The sequence below is a fragment of the Actinomadura sp. 6N118 genome (genome assembly GCF_044326415.1).
Taxonomy (GTDB): Bacteria; Actinomycetota; Actinomycetes; order Streptosporangiales; family Streptosporangiaceae; genus Spirillospora.
The window spans coordinates 67,986-84,021 of sequence record NZ_JBIRAZ010000022.1; the positions used below are offsets into that span (position 1 = coordinate 67,986).

Annotated in this window: 14 protein-coding genes; 8 read left to right on the plus strand and 6 right to left on the minus strand. The window is 67.9% G+C overall.

Annotation, left to right across the window (positions count from 1 at the left end; genetic code table 11):
- Positions 1–23: 23 nt before the first annotated feature.
- Genes ACH34W_RS42085 through ACH34W_RS42095 form a run of 3 tightly spaced genes read right to left on the minus strand, consistent with a single transcriptional unit; the run spans position 24 to position 2,885 of the window.
- Complete coding sequence (locus ACH34W_RS42085; RefSeq protein WP_395966809.1) at positions 24–1,232, minus strand: cytochrome P450; 1,209 nt, start codon at positions 1,230–1,232, stop codon at positions 24–26.
- A gap of 26 nt (positions 1,233–1,258) precedes the next feature.
- Positions 1,259–2,122 (minus strand): SDR family oxidoreductase, encoded by an 864-nt coding sequence (locus tag ACH34W_RS42090; protein WP_395966810.1) that lies wholly within the window; start codon positions 2,120–2,122, stop codon positions 1,259–1,261.
- A 13-nt stretch (positions 2,123–2,135) separates the two neighbouring features.
- On the minus strand, positions 2,136–2,885 hold the full coding sequence (locus ACH34W_RS42095; RefSeq protein ID WP_395966811.1) for a hypothetical protein: 750 nt from the start codon (positions 2,883–2,885) through the stop codon (positions 2,136–2,138).
- A gap of 338 nt (positions 2,886–3,223) precedes the next feature.
- Between ACH34W_RS42095 and ACH34W_RS42100 the strand changes: the two genes are divergently transcribed.
- The 3 genes from ACH34W_RS42100 (at position 3,224) to ACH34W_RS42110 (ending at position 7,330) form a co-directional block, all read left to right on the plus strand.
- Positions 3,224–3,964, plus strand: coding sequence for a S1 family peptidase (locus ACH34W_RS42100; RefSeq protein ID WP_395966812.1), 741 nt, complete (start codon positions 3,224–3,226; stop codon positions 3,962–3,964).
- Positions 3,965–4,065: 101 nt separating this feature from the next.
- Positions 4,066–5,946 (plus strand): 3-oxosteroid 1-dehydrogenase, encoded by a 1,881-nt coding sequence (gene kstD, locus ACH34W_RS42105; RefSeq protein WP_395966813.1) that lies wholly within the window; start codon positions 4,066–4,068, stop codon positions 5,944–5,946.
- 211 nt (positions 5,947–6,157) lie between these two features.
- Complete coding sequence (locus ACH34W_RS42110; protein ID WP_395966814.1) at positions 6,158–7,330, plus strand: serine hydrolase domain-containing protein; 1,173 nt, start codon at positions 6,158–6,160, stop codon at positions 7,328–7,330.
- A 66-nt stretch (positions 7,331–7,396) separates the two neighbouring features.
- Here ACH34W_RS42110 and ACH34W_RS42115 read toward each other — a convergent pair whose 3' ends face one another.
- Together ACH34W_RS42115 and ACH34W_RS42120 are read right to left on the minus strand one after the other, a co-directional pair.
- The gene (locus ACH34W_RS42115) at positions 7,397–8,794 is read right to left on the minus strand and encodes an alpha/beta hydrolase family protein (RefSeq protein WP_395966815.1); all 1,398 of its coding nucleotides are present in this window, start codon (positions 8,792–8,794) and stop codon (positions 7,397–7,399) included.
- 72 nt (positions 8,795–8,866) lie between these two features.
- Entirely contained in the window at positions 8,867–10,396 is a 1,530-nt protein-coding gene (locus ACH34W_RS42120) for a pyridoxal phosphate-dependent aminotransferase (RefSeq protein WP_395966816.1), read from the minus strand.
- A 195-nt stretch (positions 10,397–10,591) separates the two neighbouring features.
- Here ACH34W_RS42120 and ACH34W_RS42125 point away from each other — a divergent pair, with 195 nt between their 5' ends.
- The 3 genes from ACH34W_RS42125 (at position 10,592) to ACH34W_RS42135 (ending at position 13,241) form a co-directional block, all read left to right on the plus strand.
- Entirely contained in the window at positions 10,592–11,191 is a 600-nt protein-coding gene (locus ACH34W_RS42125; protein ID WP_395966817.1) for a TetR/AcrR family transcriptional regulator, read from the plus strand.
- 152 nt (positions 11,192–11,343) lie between these two features.
- Positions 11,344–12,621 (plus strand): protein kinase, encoded by a 1,278-nt coding sequence (locus tag ACH34W_RS42130; protein WP_395966818.1) that lies wholly within the window; start codon positions 11,344–11,346, stop codon positions 12,619–12,621.
- Positions 12,618–13,241: a hypothetical protein gene (locus ACH34W_RS42135; protein ID WP_395966819.1), complete on the plus strand. Its 624-nt coding sequence runs from the start codon at positions 12,618–12,620 to the stop codon at positions 13,239–13,241. Before ACH34W_RS42130 ends, ACH34W_RS42135 begins: the two co-directional genes overlap by 4 nt.
- A gap of 49 nt (positions 13,242–13,290) precedes the next feature.
- On the opposite strand, the gene ACH34W_RS42140 is transcribed toward ACH34W_RS42135, so the two are convergent.
- Positions 13,291–13,620, minus strand: a complete 330-nt coding sequence (locus tag ACH34W_RS42140) for an antibiotic biosynthesis monooxygenase family protein (protein ID WP_395966820.1) — start codon at positions 13,618–13,620, stop codon at positions 13,291–13,293.
- A 109-nt stretch (positions 13,621–13,729) separates the two neighbouring features.
- Between ACH34W_RS42140 and ACH34W_RS42145 the strand changes: the two genes are divergently transcribed.
- Together ACH34W_RS42145 and ACH34W_RS42150 are read left to right on the plus strand one after the other, a co-directional pair.
- Entirely contained in the window at positions 13,730–14,920 is a 1,191-nt protein-coding gene (locus ACH34W_RS42145) for a low temperature requirement protein A (protein ID WP_395966821.1), read from the plus strand.
- Positions 14,921–14,991: 71 nt separating this feature from the next.
- On the plus strand, positions 14,992–16,011 hold the full coding sequence (locus ACH34W_RS42150; protein WP_395966822.1) for a class I SAM-dependent methyltransferase: 1,020 nt from the start codon (positions 14,992–14,994) through the stop codon (positions 16,009–16,011).
- Positions 16,012–16,036 lie beyond the last annotated feature (25 nt).

Here is a 16,036-nt window from a genome sequence, read left to right on the forward strand (position 1 = left end):
TCGGTCCTCCTCCTGCCGCGGCCTCATGCCGGCGGCTTCGGGTGCACGGGGAGCCGGTCGAGGGCGTGGAACGTGGCGGACACGCGCCTGGTGAGATCGGTGTCCGCCAAGGTCAGGTCGGGGAACCGGCCGAACAGCCGCCGCAGCGTCTCCTCGGCCTCCAAGCGGCCGAGCGCGCGGCCGACGCAGTAGTGCACTCCGGTGCCGAACGAGAGATGGCCGGGATCGGTGCGCAACATGTCGAAGCGTTCCGGGTCCTGATACCGGGCCGGATCCCGGTTGACCGCGGCCAGATCCACGACGACCTGGCTTCCCGCGGCCACGTGCTGCCCGGCCAGCACCTGGTCCCTGGTGGCGGTCCGGCTCAGGTAGCTGACCGGGTGGTGCAGCCGCAGGATTTCCTCTACCGCGGCCCCGTAGAGGTAGGGGTTCTCCTGCAGCCGCCGCCGTTCCGCCGGGTTCTCCAGCAGCGCCATGACGCCGTTGGCCATGAAGTGCGTGGGTGCCTCATGGCCGGCGATCACGAGCAGCACGACCATGGTGAGCACCTCCTCGACCAGCAGGCGATCACCGTCGATCTCCATCGTCAGGAGCGCGCTGAGCAGGTCCTCGCCGGGCGACTCGCGCCGTTCGCCGAGGATCGGCAGCAGGAACAGCGAGCAGTTCCGTGCCGCCTCGCTGGCGTCCAGAAGCTGCTGGTCGGTCGCCCACGGTTCCATGAAGGCGACGATCCGCCTGGCGAACCCCAGCACGACCGCCGCGCTGTCGACACCGATGTCGAGGATCTGGGAGATGATGCCACCGGTGATCGGATGGGCCAGGTCGGCGATGACGTCGAACTCGTCGAGCCCGTCCACGCCGTCCAGCGCGGCGTCGATGACGGCTCCGATCCGCGGCTGCATCGCGGCGACCCGCTTGGGGGTGAACCTGCGGGCGACGTCGCACCGGAGCCTGTCGTGCGTCGGCCCGTCCGTGAAGAGCGCCAGCATCGCGCTGACCAGGGGCGGGAGCTCGTCCATGTTGCCCAGCCGGGCGATGAGATTCAGGTTGCCGGTCCGGTCGCTGCTGAAGCCGGGGTCCTGCAGCACCTTCTTCGCGGCCTCATGGGAGGAGATGACGTAGACGTTGGTCTCCTCGTCGAAGTACACCGGCCTCGTGGCGTTCGGGAACGCGCGGATCCGGGCGTTGGACCGGTTGAGCTGGATTCCCTCGAAAGCAATGTCGCCGCTCACCTGAAGAGACCTTTCGTCCGGCCGGTCTATTTGAAGGATTCGGCGTGGTCGAGCGCCCAGTCACAGAACGGCCGGGGCGGACGGCCCGTGATGTCCCGGACCGTGGAACGCACACCGGGGCTTTCCATGAAGCACACGCCGAAGCTCTCGGCGACCTCCTCGGGCGAGGTCCGGATCTTCTCCATCAGATGGGGGTCCGCGGTCTCCTCGAACGACAACTCACGGCCCAGCGCCGCCCCGAGGGCCTGGACCTTGTCCCCGGCGGTGATCTCCGCCGGGCCCGTGAGCGCGTACGTCCGCCCGTCGTGGTTCTCGAGCAGCGCGCGGGCCGCGACGGCGGCGACGTCCTCCGGGGCTATGACCGGCGACGGAAGGCCTCGGCTCGGCTGACGGACGACGTCGCCCTCCCTGATGTCCCGGGCCCAGGCCAGCGTGTTGGACGCGTACTCCCACGGCCTCAGCACGGTCCCGCCGAACCCGCCCTCCCACATCGCTCGCTCGGTCTCCAGCGCGAGCCGGCCCACGAACGATCGCGGGCGGGTCTCGGCGAGCAGGGACGTCACGAGGACGACATAAGGCACGCCGGACCGGCCGGCCGCCTTGAGGACACGGGACGGATCACCGGCTTCGAGAAAAAGGAAGAGCTTGTCGACTCCGCGCAGAGCCCGGTCCAGGAATTCGGGCTCCCTCAAGTCACCTTGGACAATTTCGACGCCCTCCGGGAGAAGTGAATTCGCCCTGCGCGCGTTCCGTGTGGTCACCCGCGGTTCGCGCCCCAGCCGGCACAGCTCGCGAACCAGGGGTACGCCCATATTTCCGGTCGCCCCAGTCACCAAAATCGTCACAAATAAAACGCTAGGGACGGACTCTGGCGGCGACCTTGCGGGCACCTTGCGCCGTCGGTCAGGTGGGATCGGCCGGATGGGCGGCCACCGGGAGGGAAGCGGCCAGATGCCGCTCGCAACGCCTGGCCAGCTCCCGGTATGCGCGCCGCCCCATCAAGGCGATCAACTCGGGCCGGTAGGAGAGGTAGAGGGGCTCACCGGCGCCGTGCGCCGACCGTGCCTCCGTGCACCACCAGTGCAGGTCGTGCCCGCCGCTCCCCCACGCGCGCCTGTCGTACTCGGTGATGGTCACCATCAGCACACGTGTGCCGTCCGGCCGGTCCACCCAGTCGAAGGTGCGGCGGATCGGCAATTGCCAGCAGACGTCCGGCTTGAATTCCAGCGGCTCGCGGCCTTCGCGGAGGGCCAGCAAATGCAGAGCGCAGCCTTCGCCTCCCGGGAAACCAGGGCGGTTGAGGAAGACGCATGCCCCGTCGACGATCCTGGTCTGACGGCCGCCGTTCCGGGTGTTCTTGACCATGCCGTCGCGGGATCGATGGTGTTGCCAGGTCTCGGGCGTGAGCCGCGAAGCCTGCTCGAGTACCCGTTCCTCGTCCTCCTCGTCGGCGAAGTGGGCTCCCAGCGAGCAACATCCGTCGCTGGCCCGCCCGGACACGATGCCCTGGCAACCACGGCCGAACAAGCAGTTCCATCGTGAGGTCAGCCAGGTCAGGTCACAGCGGAAGACCTGCTCCCCGTCGGCCGGATCGGGAAACTCCACCCAGACACGGGCGAAGTCCAGCCCCACCTCATCGTTCGAAGTCGCCATGCCACCCGATCCCCCCTGACACCGAGTTCTTCCTGTTCAACCACCGCTCTATCGAAGACCCCCGCACTCTTCACCATGACACACGGCACCCGGGCCGGTCCGCACCGGATCCGGCCCCCTGGTTGAACACCACCACCCTCGCGATGAGGAATTCAACGGTGTCGCGATGGCGGCTGTGCGCGCTGTTAAATTAATAGAAACACTTAAAAAGCGCTGACGACGTCGGTCAATACGTTCTTCGCATACCCGGGCCCATTTACGGATTCCGCGCGCGCGTCTACCGTTCGGTTTCCCCCCGAATGGTGTCGCGTGGCGCGCCGGAATTGCGAGGAGCACTTATGCGCACGAAGACTCTACTGGCAAGCGCGCTTGCCGTCCCGATCTCGGTCGTGGCGTTCGCCGGGACGTCGCTCGCGCAGGAGAACCCCACCCCGCCGCCGACCCCGATGATCGTGGGCGGTGTGCCCGCGACCGAGACCTACTCGTGGATGGCCTCCCTGCAGAGCTCCAGCGGCAGCCACAGCTGCGGCGGCACGCTGGTGGGCCCGCGCCACGTCGTCACCGCCTCCCACTGTGGCACGCCGTACCAGGTGCGGATCGGCACCACCAACCGCACGTCGGGCGGCGAGGTCCGCAGGGTCTCGGGCCGCCAGGCGCTCGGCGCCGACGTCGCGTTGCTGACGCTGAGCACCGCCTCCACCCGGACGCCCGCGCCGATCGCGACCGGTGCGCCGGTCGGCTCGTCCACCCGGATCATCGGCTGGGGCCAGACCTGCTCGACCCGGGGCTGCGGCTCCGCGCCGGTCGGCCTGCGCCAGCTCGACACCAGCATCCTCGCCGACTCCCGCTGCAGCGGCATCAGCGGCGCCAGCGAGCTGTGCATCAACGGCGGCGGCGGCCGCGGGGCCTGCTATGGCGACTCCGGCGGTCCCGCTGTGATCGGCGGACCGGGCAGCTGGCAGCTCGTCGGCGCGACCAGCCGCGGCACGTCCGGCACCTGCGCGATCTCCCCCGCCATCTACGGTGACGTCACCTACTTCCGCGCGACCATCCAGCGCATCATCGGAGGCGGCCGATAGGTCCTTGCTTCGCGGCGCCCCGGCTTTGGTCCGAGCCGGGGCGCCGATCCGTTGACAGACATAACAACCAAGCGCATGCTTGCCACTGTGACGGCGATCACGTGATCGCCGTCACATGGTGCCGGGCGCGAGGCGCCGTCGATCCGACCGTCACCTCGCGCGAAGGGACCACCGTGCCTGCCCAGAACCCGCAGCCCGACCAGACCCCTCAGCCTGATCAGACCCCTCACCCCACCCGCCGTGCCGTGCTGCGCGGCGCGGCCGCCGGCGGGGCCGGGATCCTCTTCGGTTCGCACGTGCTCGGCAGTGTCGCGGCCCACGCCGACACCGCGGACGCGCCGGAGTACGACGTCGTGGTGGTCGGCGCAGGCGCCGCAGGCATGACCGCCGCGCTCACCGCGGCGAAGCGCGGGCTGAGCACGCTCGTGGTCGAGAAGGCGGCGAAGTTCGGCGGCTCGGCGGCCCGGTCCGGCGCGGGCATCTGGATCCCCAACAACCAGGTCATCCTGGCCGCGGGCGTACCGGACACCCCGGCCAAGGCCGCCGCCTATCTCGCGGCGGTCGTGGGGAACGAGGTGCCCGCCGACCGGCGGGCGGCGTTCCTCGGCAGCGGCCCGGCCATGATCTCGTTCGTCATGCGGAACAGCCCGCTGCGCTTCCGCTTCATGGAGGGCTACTCCGACTACTATCCCGAGCTGCCCGGCGGCATGCCGAACGGCCGGTCCATCGAGCCGGACATGTTCGACGGCAAGCTCCTCGGCGCGGAACTGGCCAACCTCAATCCGGCCTACATCCCGGTGCCCAACGGCCAGGTCGTCTACAGCGGCGACTACAAGTGGCTCAATCTCGCTCTGGTCAACGCCAAGGGCGCCGCGCTCGCACTGGAGACGTACACCCGCTGGTCACAGGCCGTCACCCAAGGCAAGAAGCCGCTCACCATGGGCCAGTCGCTGGCCGGGGCGCTCCGCGCCGGGCTGCTGCAGGCCGGCGTGCCCGTGTGGCTGAACAGCCCGCTCATCGACCTGCGCGTCGACGGCGGCCGCGTCACCGGCGTGCTCGTGACCCGCAACGGCACGCAGACCCTGGTCAAGGCCCGGTACGGCGTCGTGGTCGGCTCCGGCGGGTTCGAGCACAACGCGAGCATGCGCAGGCAGTACCAGCGGCAGCCCATCGGCACCGACTGGACCGTCGGCGCCGACTCCAACACGGGCGACGGCATCGAGGCGGGCCTGGAGGTCGGCGCCGCCGTCGCGCTGATGGACGACGCCTGGTGGGGACCGGCGATCCCGCTGCCGGGCGAGCCGTATTTCTGCCTCGCCGAACGCACCTTGCCCGGCAGCATCATCGTCAACCGGCAGGGCGCGCGTTTCGTCAACGAGGCCGCCCCCTACAGCGACGTCGTCCACGTCATGTACGACAAGAACCCCACTGCACCGTGCATCCCCTCCTGGATGGTCATCGACCAGAACTACCGCAACCGCTATCTCTTCAAGGACATCGCTCCGACCCTGGATTTCCCTCGCTCGTGGTACGACAGCGGTGCGGTCGTCAAGTCCTGGTCGATCTCGGGGTTGGCCACGGCGATGGGAGTGCCCGGCGCCGCCCTGCAGAGCACGATCAGCCGGTTCAACGGTTTCGCCCGCGCGGGCAAGGATCTCGACTTCAAGCGGGGCGACAGCGCCTACGACCACTACTACACCGACCCGATCATCAAGCCGAACTCCTGTCTCGCCCCGCTGTGGTTGCCGCCGTACTACGCGTTCAAAATCGTTCCCGGTGATCTGGGGACCAAGGGCGGCATGGTGACCGACGCCAGCGCCCGCGTGCTCACCACCGGACGCGCCGTCATCCCAGGTCTCTACGCGGCCGGCAACGCGAGCGCCGCCGTCATGGGCCACAGCTATGCCGGTGCCGGCTCGACCATCGGGCCCGCCATGACGTTCGCCTACATCGCGGCCAATCACATCGCCGACAACCGCTGAACTTGATCAGGGTCGAAGGTCCTCCCCTTGCAGGAGGCGAAGCAGCGGCGTCACTGAGCAGTATGACCGCGGGACGTGATTCTCCGACCTGAGCATGGGACGCCACAGGCCCGGGCGCCGCCGCCACCGGCGGGGCGCCCGGGCACCCTGATGACGATCTCCGGGGCATTCCCGATGGTGCACACACTCGGCCGGCGGTTTAGCTCGGCACATGGACCAATCACACCGCTCATTGATCGTCCTCGCCTCGGTGGGCGTTCTCACCACCGCCGCGACGGGCCTGGCTCTGGCAGGCTCCCCCGACACCGAGCGACCACACGCGAGGACGCAGGCCGCGTTGAACGCGATCGTCCGGCAAGGCACGCCCGGTGTGATCGCCGAGGTCAGGACCGGCGACCGCACCTGGAACGGGACCGCCGGGGTGGCCGCGATCGGCGGCCGTCCGCGTGCCTCCGGCGAGAAGTTCCGGATCGCCAGCATGACCAAGCCGTTCACCGCCACCGTGCTGCTGAAGCTGGAGGCCGACGGCGAGTTGTCGCTCGACGACAGCGTCGAGCGGTGGCTGCCCGGGGTGGTGCGCGGCACCGGCTACCACCCGGAAAAGATCACCATCAGGCGGCTGCTCAACCACACCAGCGGGATCTTCAACTACAACAACGATGAGGGCTTCCGTGCCAGGTACGCCGGGGACGAGTTCGACAAGAACCGGTACACCAGGGTCGCCCCGCGCGAGCTGGTGAACATCGCGCTCGCCCACCCGGCGGTGTTCCAGCCCGGCGACCCGGGGCGCTGGGAGTACTCCGACACCAACTACATCCTGGCCGGGATGGTGATCGAGAAGGTCACCGGCAACAGCTATGCGGACGAGGTCGAAGAGAAGATCATCAAGCCGCTCGAGCTGAGCGGCACCATCGTGCCCGGCACCTCCCCGAAGCTTCCCCCGCCGCATGCGGTCCACTACTCCACGCTGTTCGAGGACGGGCCGGACACGAAGATCCGTGATGTCACCGAGTTCAGCCCCACCGTGGCCTGGTCGGCGGGGGAGATCATCTCGACGACCGCGGACGTGAACAAATTCTTGTCCCTGTTGATGCGCGGCGACGTGCTGCCCCCGGCGCAGCAGCGGGCGATGTTCCGCACCGTCCGCGTCGAGGGAGCGGATGGGCACGGTGGCGCGAAGGACCTCTACGGCCTGGGCATCCGCAAGTTCAAGCTCGGGAACGGCTGCTGGATCTGGGGCCACGGCGGCATGATTCCCGGATCGGCGTCCCGCACGGCGGCGACCCGCGACGGCCACCACGTTCTCACCATGAACCGCAACGGCGACTGGGGCGAGCAGAAGCTGGAGGACGCCGTCCTCAAGGCCGAGTTCTGCCGGCCATAGCGCGGACGGCGGAGCTGGGAGAGCGTCCTGGACGGGCCGAGGGTGGGCCCGTCCAGGAGCCATGAGTCAGCGGGAGGAGCGTGTCGGGAAGCCCGGGCTGAAGGTTGTGAACGCGGGCTTCACGGTCTTCTTCTGGTCGGTCAGAAAGTCGATGGGGATCTGGTACGGCTCCGGGAAGGCGCTCGCCGCTCGGTTGAGGCGCTTGGGGCTGAGGTCGGGCCACTTACCCGTGTCGAGTCGTTCGATCAGGTTCCGCATCGTGACGACTTCCTCGGCGGCCGTGAACGCGCAGTGGCTGCCCCGGTCGACAAAGGTCTGACGCAGTTTGGCCGGGTCGCCGTGCCGCTTGACCTGGTTCGCGTACCAGCGCTGACCGTACGCAGGGGCGCCGCCGTCACCGGTGTTGTGGATGGTGAGAACGGGAGCGGGCGTGGTCCCCCGTGCGACCCCGTAGCGGAAGAGGTACGGGACCGCTCCTGGATCCGCGGCGATGCGAGGAGCGTCGGCGAGCCGCTTCAGGTCGTCCTTCACATTGAGGCGGGCTGCCCGGTACGCCTTGGCGACCAGGGCTTTCTGCCCTGAACGCGCCAACTGACGCCCGTAGTCGACCCCGACGTTCCAGGACGGGTTACCTCCCGCGCGGCGTTCGATGTCCGCGCGCCCGATGGGTCCGTTGCCCAAGGTGTAGGCACCCTGCACCCACGTGGCCTGCTGCCGGATCCGCTCCGCGAGCTTGGTCGGTTTCGGGTCGTAGGTGGAGTACCAGGCCGGAATGTTGCCGAACGACCCCACCAGCGCCAGCCGAGCGCGTCCTTCACGCGTCTTGAGCGCCTCATCGATCGCGTCCGACAAAGCCTGCGCGCTGGCCTGCGGGTTCTTCGGGTGGACGAGGTCGATGTCCTTCCCTGGCGCCAGCAGTGTCTTGACGGCGAAGTTGAGGTCCAGCGCCGTGTTCATATAGCCGCTGAAGTCGAAGGCCGCGCAGATGTCCACCACGCCCGCGAACCGCCCGGGGTTCCGCTCGGCCAGCAACGTCGCGACCGTGCCGCCCATCGACTGCCCGGTCGCGACGGTCCGCCGTGGTTTGGCGACGTTCTTGCCGAACCAGTCCAGCAACGCGATCTGGTCCGTCAACGCCGGCTCGACCGTATAGCCGTACTTGCCCTTGTACTCCGAGGCCGCCAGCGCGTATCCGTGATCGAGCAGCCACTCCGCGGTCTGCGGGTGGTTGCTCAGCGCGATGCCACCGCCCGGTACGGGGAAGCCCTCCGGGTAGTAGCCATGGCTGTAGAGCACCAGCGTGCGGTTCCAGCCCTCCGGCACCACGACCTTGTACTTCGCGCCGTCGATCTGCCCTTCGTAGGTCCGCCTTTCATCTGCGTCCGCAGCCGCGACGCCCACGGCCTGCCCGCCGAGCATGAGTCCGGCTGCCAACACCCCGACCCGCCGTCTCCACTTGCCCATCTGTTCCGTCCTCCTCGGTAGGTGCGAATCCGTGCACCGATATGGACCGGGACGACCCTCGGAACTCATCGCTCAGGCTGGGCGGGCCTCCTGCGCCTGGGGCTCGAACCGGCCGTACCGGTCCGACTCGTAGGCCGACCCCTGAGAGGCGCCGTTTCCGTTGGCCTGGCCCGGCACCACGTTGCTGGAGAGATTGCTGGCGAGATAGGAGCGCAACTCGTCGACGGTGCTGTAGGCCGGAGAATCCGTGGTGCCGTTGTAGGCGGCGGAGTCCGTGGCGCCGCTGTAGGCGTTTGGGTCGGTGACACCGTTGTAGGCGTTCGCGTTCGCTGCGCCGTTGTAAGCGTTCGGGTTCGTTGCGCCGCTGAAGGCGCTTGTGTCCGTGACACCGTTGAAGCCGTTGGTGTCCGTGACACCGTTGAACGATCCGAACTCCGTGCTGTTGACCAGGTCTGGGATGGCTCCCGCCAGCGTGGCCGGCGAGGCTGTGCCGTAGAGGTAGGAACCCAGCCCGACGAGCAGCCGCTGCACGTCGTTCTGCGGGCGGACGACCAGCCGCAGGAACTGGCTGGTGGAACCCAGCTTGTTGCCGCACTCGCGGACGAACACGCCATGCTGCTCGATGAGATAGTCGCGCAGCCCGACGCCGTCCCTTCCGTCCGGCAGCTTGACCATGATGAAGTTGCCCTGCGATGGGAAGACCCTCAGGCCGGGCAACGAGGCGAGTTGCTGAGACATCACCAGCCTGTCGCGGGCGAGCAACCGCAGGCTCTCGGCGTACTCCTCACGGTGCTCGCGCAGCAGGAAGACCACGACTTCGGCGAACGAGTTGAGGTTCCACTTGGGCAGGGCCGCCCGGATGACCTTCGCCAGCGCCGGGTTCGCCACCAGGTAGCCGAACCTGATGCCGTGCAGGCCGAAGTTCTTGCCCAGGCTCTTGAGCACGATCACGTTGGGCCTGATCCGGGCCTCGTCGGCGACGCTCGTGTACGCCTCGGCGTTCACGAAGTCCAGGAACGACTCGTCCACGACGACCAGGTCCAGGTCGATCAGGTGGTCGAGCATCCTGACCACCTCATGCCTGGGGACGTACCCGCCGTCGGGGTTGTTGGGGTTGCAGATGACGGCCACGCGTGACCCGCGCTGCCGGACGAACTGCACGAAGTGGTCCACCTCGAACTCGAAGTTGCGCATCTCGTGGAGCTGGAACATGTCGACCCGCTTGCCGGTCTCCATCGGCTGGTCGGTCCAGCGCCCGAAGGTCGGGATCGGCGTGGCCAGGCTCTCCTTCACCAGCAGGTGGTCGATCCAGGTGATCAGCTCCGTCGAGCCGTTCCCCATCACCACCGTCTGCGGGTTGAGGCCGAGCGTGGCGCACAGCTCGGCCGTGATGGTGTCCGCGTCGCTCGGGTAGTACTTGAGGATCTGCTCCAGGGTGCCCGCCAGCTGGCCGAACATTTCAGGTGTCGGAAAGTACGGGTTGCAGGGGATGCAGAAATCCACAAGGTCCAGCTGCCCCGACGAGGCCCGCTTGAGAGCGAAGAAGGACGGGCTGTGCGTGTTCTTTCGCAGCAAGCCGGGATCGATGGAGTCCGACGACACGGAAAACACTCCTCGTGGACAGGGGACGGCGCCGCCATCATCGTCGTCCGTTTGGGCGTGACATCTCCGATACATACGCGCCACGGCGGGCCATGGTTCGAATCGGTGGCGCCCAGGCGTCGTGGTGGACGTGATTTGCGTGTTCCTTAATGGGGGAACGGCGGCTCTCTACCGAGTCCCCCATACCGTGATGGCATGGCGGACCCTGTGACTCGCAACCAGGTCATCGATGTGGCGACCCGGCTGTTCGCTGAGCTCAGCTACGACGGAACCCCCTTCCAGCTCATAGCCGACGCCGTGGGGGTGAGCAGCGCCCAGCTCACTGAGATGACCGGCGGCAAGCGGGAGCTCTACCTGTCGGTGATGCAGCGATTCTTCGAGGCAGAGCAGGCCATGCTGCAGGAGTACATGGCGACCGCCGAACCCGGGCCCGCAGCCGTGCACCGGCTCGCCGACGCGTACCTGGACTTCTACCTGGACAATCCCAACATCAGCGCATTGTGGATGCATCGCTGGGTCTCCGATGCCGCCGACATAGCCGACTTCGAAGACCGCTTCTCGCGTCCCCTGATGGAACAGGCCGCCAACGAGATAAGGAACGTGGTGCCGCCGGACGTGGACACCTACTACCTTCTGGGGACTTTGGTGTGGTGCGTGCACGGCTTCATGGGCTCCGGCCTTCTGGCCCCCAAGAGCGGGATGATCCCCGCCGATGACCCGGCCGCCGCGCGCTCGTTCCGTGCCTACCTCCATCTCCTCATGGACCGGCTGCTGATGGAGCCGGGCAACGGCTAGCACAAATTCCCATTTCTCGCCGAACCTCCGGCTCGCGCAGTGCGTACTTCCTGACCTGGGATCCATGAAGTCGGCCAGGTAGGACGACTACCTCTGCGGAGAAAGCGGGTCTTGTGCGAGCCGGATTGCAGCTCAATGAGCGGTATCGGCTGGTGGAGCGTCTCGATGACGGCGGCGGCGCCAGAGAGGTGTGGCGGGCCTGGGACGACCTGCTGGACCGGATCATCATCGTCAAGGCACTGGGGTCGATCACCCCGGGTCAGCACCAGGCGTTCCAGCAGCAGATGAGCAAGACCGCCGGTCTCACCCACGCGGGCATCGCCACGGTCTACGACTTCGACTGCACGCGTGACGCCGACGGCCGCCCCGTCCCTTATGTCGTGACGGAGTTCCTGGAAGGTGAGGACCTCGAGGCGCGGCTCAGACGGGCCCCTCTCGCACTGGCCGAAGCGTTGGAGGTGTGTGCGCGAATCGCCAGCACGCTGGCCGCGGCGCATGTGAACGGCGTGAACCACGGTGACCTGAGATCGAGCAAGGCGATCCTCGCTCCCGGTGGCGTCAAGCTGGTGGATTTCGGCACGGAGGATTTCGGCACGGTGGACTTCGGCACGTCCTCCGACTCGGAAACTGCCCCGCTGTCCACAGCGAAGGACGCCGACGGACCGAAAGCCGACGTCTACGCCTTCGGCGCCATCCTCAATGAGTGCCTGGACGCGTTTCCGGCGGCGAACGTTCCTGAAGAAGTGGCACGGCTCTCCACTCGCTGCCGGGCGTCCGACCCTGCGACCAGGCCATCGGCCGACGAGGCAGCGGAGGTCCTCGTCCGCTCCAAAGCAGCCTCGTTCGACACCCTCACGCTCGACACCACGGGAATCATCGCAGCACCGGTCCGCGAGCCCGTCCGAACGCGACCGGCGCACACGGGTCTCAGCAAACGCGAATGGTCTCTCGCGCGCCTCGGCATTCTCGCCATCGCCGCGATGGTGGCCGTCATCGCTTTCGCGGCCAATCGGCCGCCGGCCACGGCGGCACTTCCCGACGAACGAGCCGCGACCACGCCCACACCGGTGTACTCTGCGCCAATGGTGCCCGACCCCCAGCCCTCGGCCACCCTTCCTTCACCTGAAGAATCGGCCATCACCATTCGCCCTGAAACAACCGGCAGCACGCGGGCGCTGGACGTGCTGGGGCGGCTGAAACCGATGGTGGACCGGGAGTTCACTCTGGGCAAGATCCGTTCTGATGTCGCGGTCGACCTCGGCAATGTCATCACCAACCTGCGGAACGAACTCCTCCAGGGACGGCAGGTCGACCTGGGTGATCGGCTGACCCAGTTGCAGGAGAAGATCGCCACCCGGTTGCGCGAGCAGGGTCTCGCCCCGGACACCGCCGACCGCCTGACCCGGGTCCTGTCGACCGTGCGGACGTGAACGCGCCCACGGTGCCGGGGGAACAGCCGGCAGACACGCGGACACCGCAACGCCAGCGGCGATTGAGCCTGCCCTGGATCGCGTTCGCGGTGCTGGTGGTGGCGTCGCTGGCCGCGACGACGCTGCAGATCGCCATCAGCGCCGCGCTCACCGACGACGGCGACCTCCTGAGCCGGCCCATACCGAGACCACCCGCCACAACCGGCGCGTCAAACCCGCAACCGGCACCATCATCCTCGCCGTCACCTCCGGTGGCCAACTCCGCCTCCCCGGATCCAAGCACCGTCAGTCCCGACAGGCCCACCAGCCCTCGTCCCACGGTGTCCCGCCCGAGCATCCCGGTGACCCCGCTGCCGGTCCGGTTCAGGGAGATGCTCGGCAAGTTCCGGTTCTCCGTCGATCAGGGCGTGGCCGCTCGCCAGATTCGCGATGACGTCGGCCTCGACCTCAACAATCTGATCAGAGGAGCCTTCGAGGACTCCGGGTCCGGCGATCCTGATCTGCTGCGCCAGCATCTCGCCAAGCTGCGGGAGAAGGTCGGCACCCGGAAGAGGGAAGGCGCCATCACTCCGCACCGCGCGGCGGAGCTCCAGCTGATCCTCGGCCAGGCGGGGCTCTGACGGCGGTTTCTTCGGAATGCCGGCCGCTGAAAATAGGGGCGGTGGGACGTCAGCCTGCCGAGTCGCGGCTGAAGCCGTACTCGCGTTCGACCCTGGTGACACGGATGTCGTACGAGGCGTAGTAACGCTCGCGCCCGGCACGCATCGCGACCTGGTGTTCAGGGTGCAGGCGCCATCCCTTGAGGGAGTCCAGGTCGGACCAGTAGATGACCACTCGTTCCTCGTTCGCCTCGCCAGGCAGGGATTGGCGCCCCAGGTAGCCGGGCTGCTCTTGGGACAACTTCACCATCTGGTCGTTCAGCTCGTCGTAACCGTCCAGGTCGTCGGAGAGAGTCGAGGTGATATAGACGGCGATGTACGGAGGCTCAGGAAGCGCCACAGATACTCCTGTAAGGTTCGTTACGGGGTGATGGTACTGATAAACCGCAGGCAGTGACAGGAGCAAAGGCGTGCCACCAGAAAGCGCCAGAAGCAGAATCCGGGTCCGGATGAGCGCGCGCCCGATCGACGAGCCGCACCGCGCCGCAAGCCAGCTTGAACTGCTGTTCGACTTGACCTTCGTGGTCGCGGTCGCGGCCGTCACCGCCCAGTTCGCCCACGACATCGCCGGTGGCCACGCCATGGACGGGCTGGCCCCCTTCTTCCAGGTCTTCTTCGCGATCTGGTGGGCGTGGATGAACTTCACCTGGTTCGCGTCGGCCTACGACACCGATGACATCGCCTACCGGCTGCTGACCATGGTGCAGATGGCGGGCGTGCTCGTTCTGGCCGCCGGTGTGCCCGCCGCGAACGATGCCGACTACCGGGCCGTCACCCTGGGATACCTCCTCATGAGGATCGGGCTGATCGCGCAGTGGGTCCGCGCCGGCATCGAGGATCCGGCGGGGCGCCGTACCGCGATGCGTTATGCCGCCGGCCTCGCCACCCTGCAGGTGGGCTGGCTGCTTCGCCTCCTGCTCGCCGAGACCGGTGCCCTGCCGTCGCCGGCCCAGGTGCCCGCCTTCGTCGCCCTGGCGCTCCTGGAGCTGGCGGTGCCTCGGTGGGCGGAACGGACCAGGCCCACCACCTGGCACCCGCACCACATCGCCGAGCGGTACGGGCTGTTCACGATCATCCTGCTCGGCGAGAGTGTCCTCGCCGTGTCCAGGGGCGTCGAAGGAGCACTCGAGACGGCCAAGGTCAGCGGCCCCTTCCTCATCGTCGCCGGCTCCGGCCTCGTCCTGCTGTTCGCCCTGTGGTGGCTCTACTTCCTGGCACCGGCAGGCGAAGGTCTCAGTAACCGCCGCCACCGCTCCTACCTGTGGGGATACGGCCACTACGGCATCTTCGCGGCCTTGGCGGCCGTCGGGGCCGGCATCGAGGTCGCGGTCGAGCGGACCGGGCACGATCTCACGGCCTCACCCCTCGCGGTCAGCTACGCCGTCGCGATCCCGCTCGCCGCGTTCATCACCTTGCTCTGGCTGGTCCACGCGCCCATCGTGCCCGAACCCGTCGTCCATCCCGTCGCGGCTCTGGGCTGCGCCACCATCGCCCTGCTCCTGCCGCTCGCGGCGCCGCTGATCGGAGTGACCGCCGTGGTCGCCCTTCTCGCCGCCGTCTGCGTCCTGCTGATCGCCATCATGATCGCGTCTGAACGGCAAAGGTCCGAAGAAATTACGCTGGAGCTGTCACAGGGCTGAGGGCCGCCCTGTCGTAACTGGCGACGGACGGCTGCGGCGGTGGAGCGCTGTGACAGGGCGGAGGTTCTGCTATGACCGCATCGGCGATGGTTGCCGAGTTCGATGATGTCGCCGGCTGGACCGCCGACGCCGTCGAACAACTCGGGGAACGGCACGCGATCCCGGCCGCCTGCCGTGGCAGTGCGAGCCCGGCCGCACTGGCCTGGCTGGCCGAGGCGTGCGAGCTGAGAGAGGGAACCTGGCTGCTGGACGTGGGCGCCGGAGCCGGCGGCCCGGCGGCCTGGGCGGCCGAACGGTTCGGGGTCCGGCCGATCCTGCTCGAACCGATGCCCGCCGCCTGCCGGGCCGCCGCCCGGCTCTTCAAACTGCCGGTCATCATGGCGGACGGACGACGGCTCCCGCTTCGGCCGGGATCTGTCGACGCCGCCTGGTGCCTGGGGGTGCTGTGCACCGTCCAGGACAAAGCCACTCTGCTCAAGGAGATCCACCGGGTGCTGACGCCCGGTGGTTCACTGGGGCTCCTGGTGACCGTCGCCCGATGCGCGCTGATCCTTCCATCTCCGGACGGCAACCACTTCCCCACCCAGCACGAACTCGCCGAACTGCTCGACGACACCGGTTTCGAGCTGCTCGAACAGATCGACGAGCCCGGTGACGCGCCGCTGTCCTGGTCGCGACGTGCCGACCAGGTCGCCGCGATCGTCGCCACCCGGCACCGGACCGACCCTGCCTTCGCGCTGGCAGCCGGCCAGGGCGAGCGCTTCGCCCGACTGTTCGCCTCCGGGCAGATCTCGATGCAGCTGATCCACGCGGTCACCCGCCCGGCCTGTCCGACATCCACCCGACCAGCCCATGGAGGAACGATGAGCACCCCGACCGGCGACAACGAATTCCTGCACGAGCTCGAGACCGAGGTCGAGGCGGAACTGAACCTGGCCGAGGCGAGCCACCCCGAGGAGACCACCGGCTTGCCGCCCTCCCAATGGCTGTTCGATCCCATGGATGTCGAACGCGAGGAAATCGGCCTCCGCGACCTTCTCGGCGCAGCCGAGGCGCTGGAAGGAAAACCCCGCCCCGACGAGAGCGTCTAGGAGACCTACGCACTGGTCGAAGGTG

Bases quoted from the DNA above. Each gene is read 5' to 3' on its own strand.
- ACH34W_RS42125 (WP_395966817.1), top strand. From the start codon at position 10,592: ATGGCGGACCCTGTGACTCGCAACCAGGTCATCGATGTGGCGACCCGG.
- ACH34W_RS42095 (WP_395966811.1), bottom strand. From the start codon at position 2,885: ATGGCGACTTCGAACGATGAGGTGGGGCTGGACTTCGCCCGTGTCTGG.
- ACH34W_RS42115 (WP_395966815.1), bottom strand. From the start codon at position 8,794: ATGGGCAAGTGGAGACGGCGGGTCGGGGTGTTGGCAGCCGGACTCATG.
- ACH34W_RS42150 (WP_395966822.1), top strand. From the start codon at position 14,992: ATGACCGCATCGGCGATGGTTGCCGAGTTCGATGATGTCGCCGGCTGG.
- ACH34W_RS42145 (WP_395966821.1), top strand. From the start codon at position 13,730: ATGAGCGCGCGCCCGATCGACGAGCCGCACCGCGCCGCAAGCCAGCTT.
- ACH34W_RS42100 (WP_395966812.1), top strand. From the start codon at position 3,224: ATGCGCACGAAGACTCTACTGGCAAGCGCGCTTGCCGTCCCGATCTCG.
- ACH34W_RS42110 (WP_395966814.1), top strand. From the start codon at position 6,158: ATGGACCAATCACACCGCTCATTGATCGTCCTCGCCTCGGTGGGCGTT.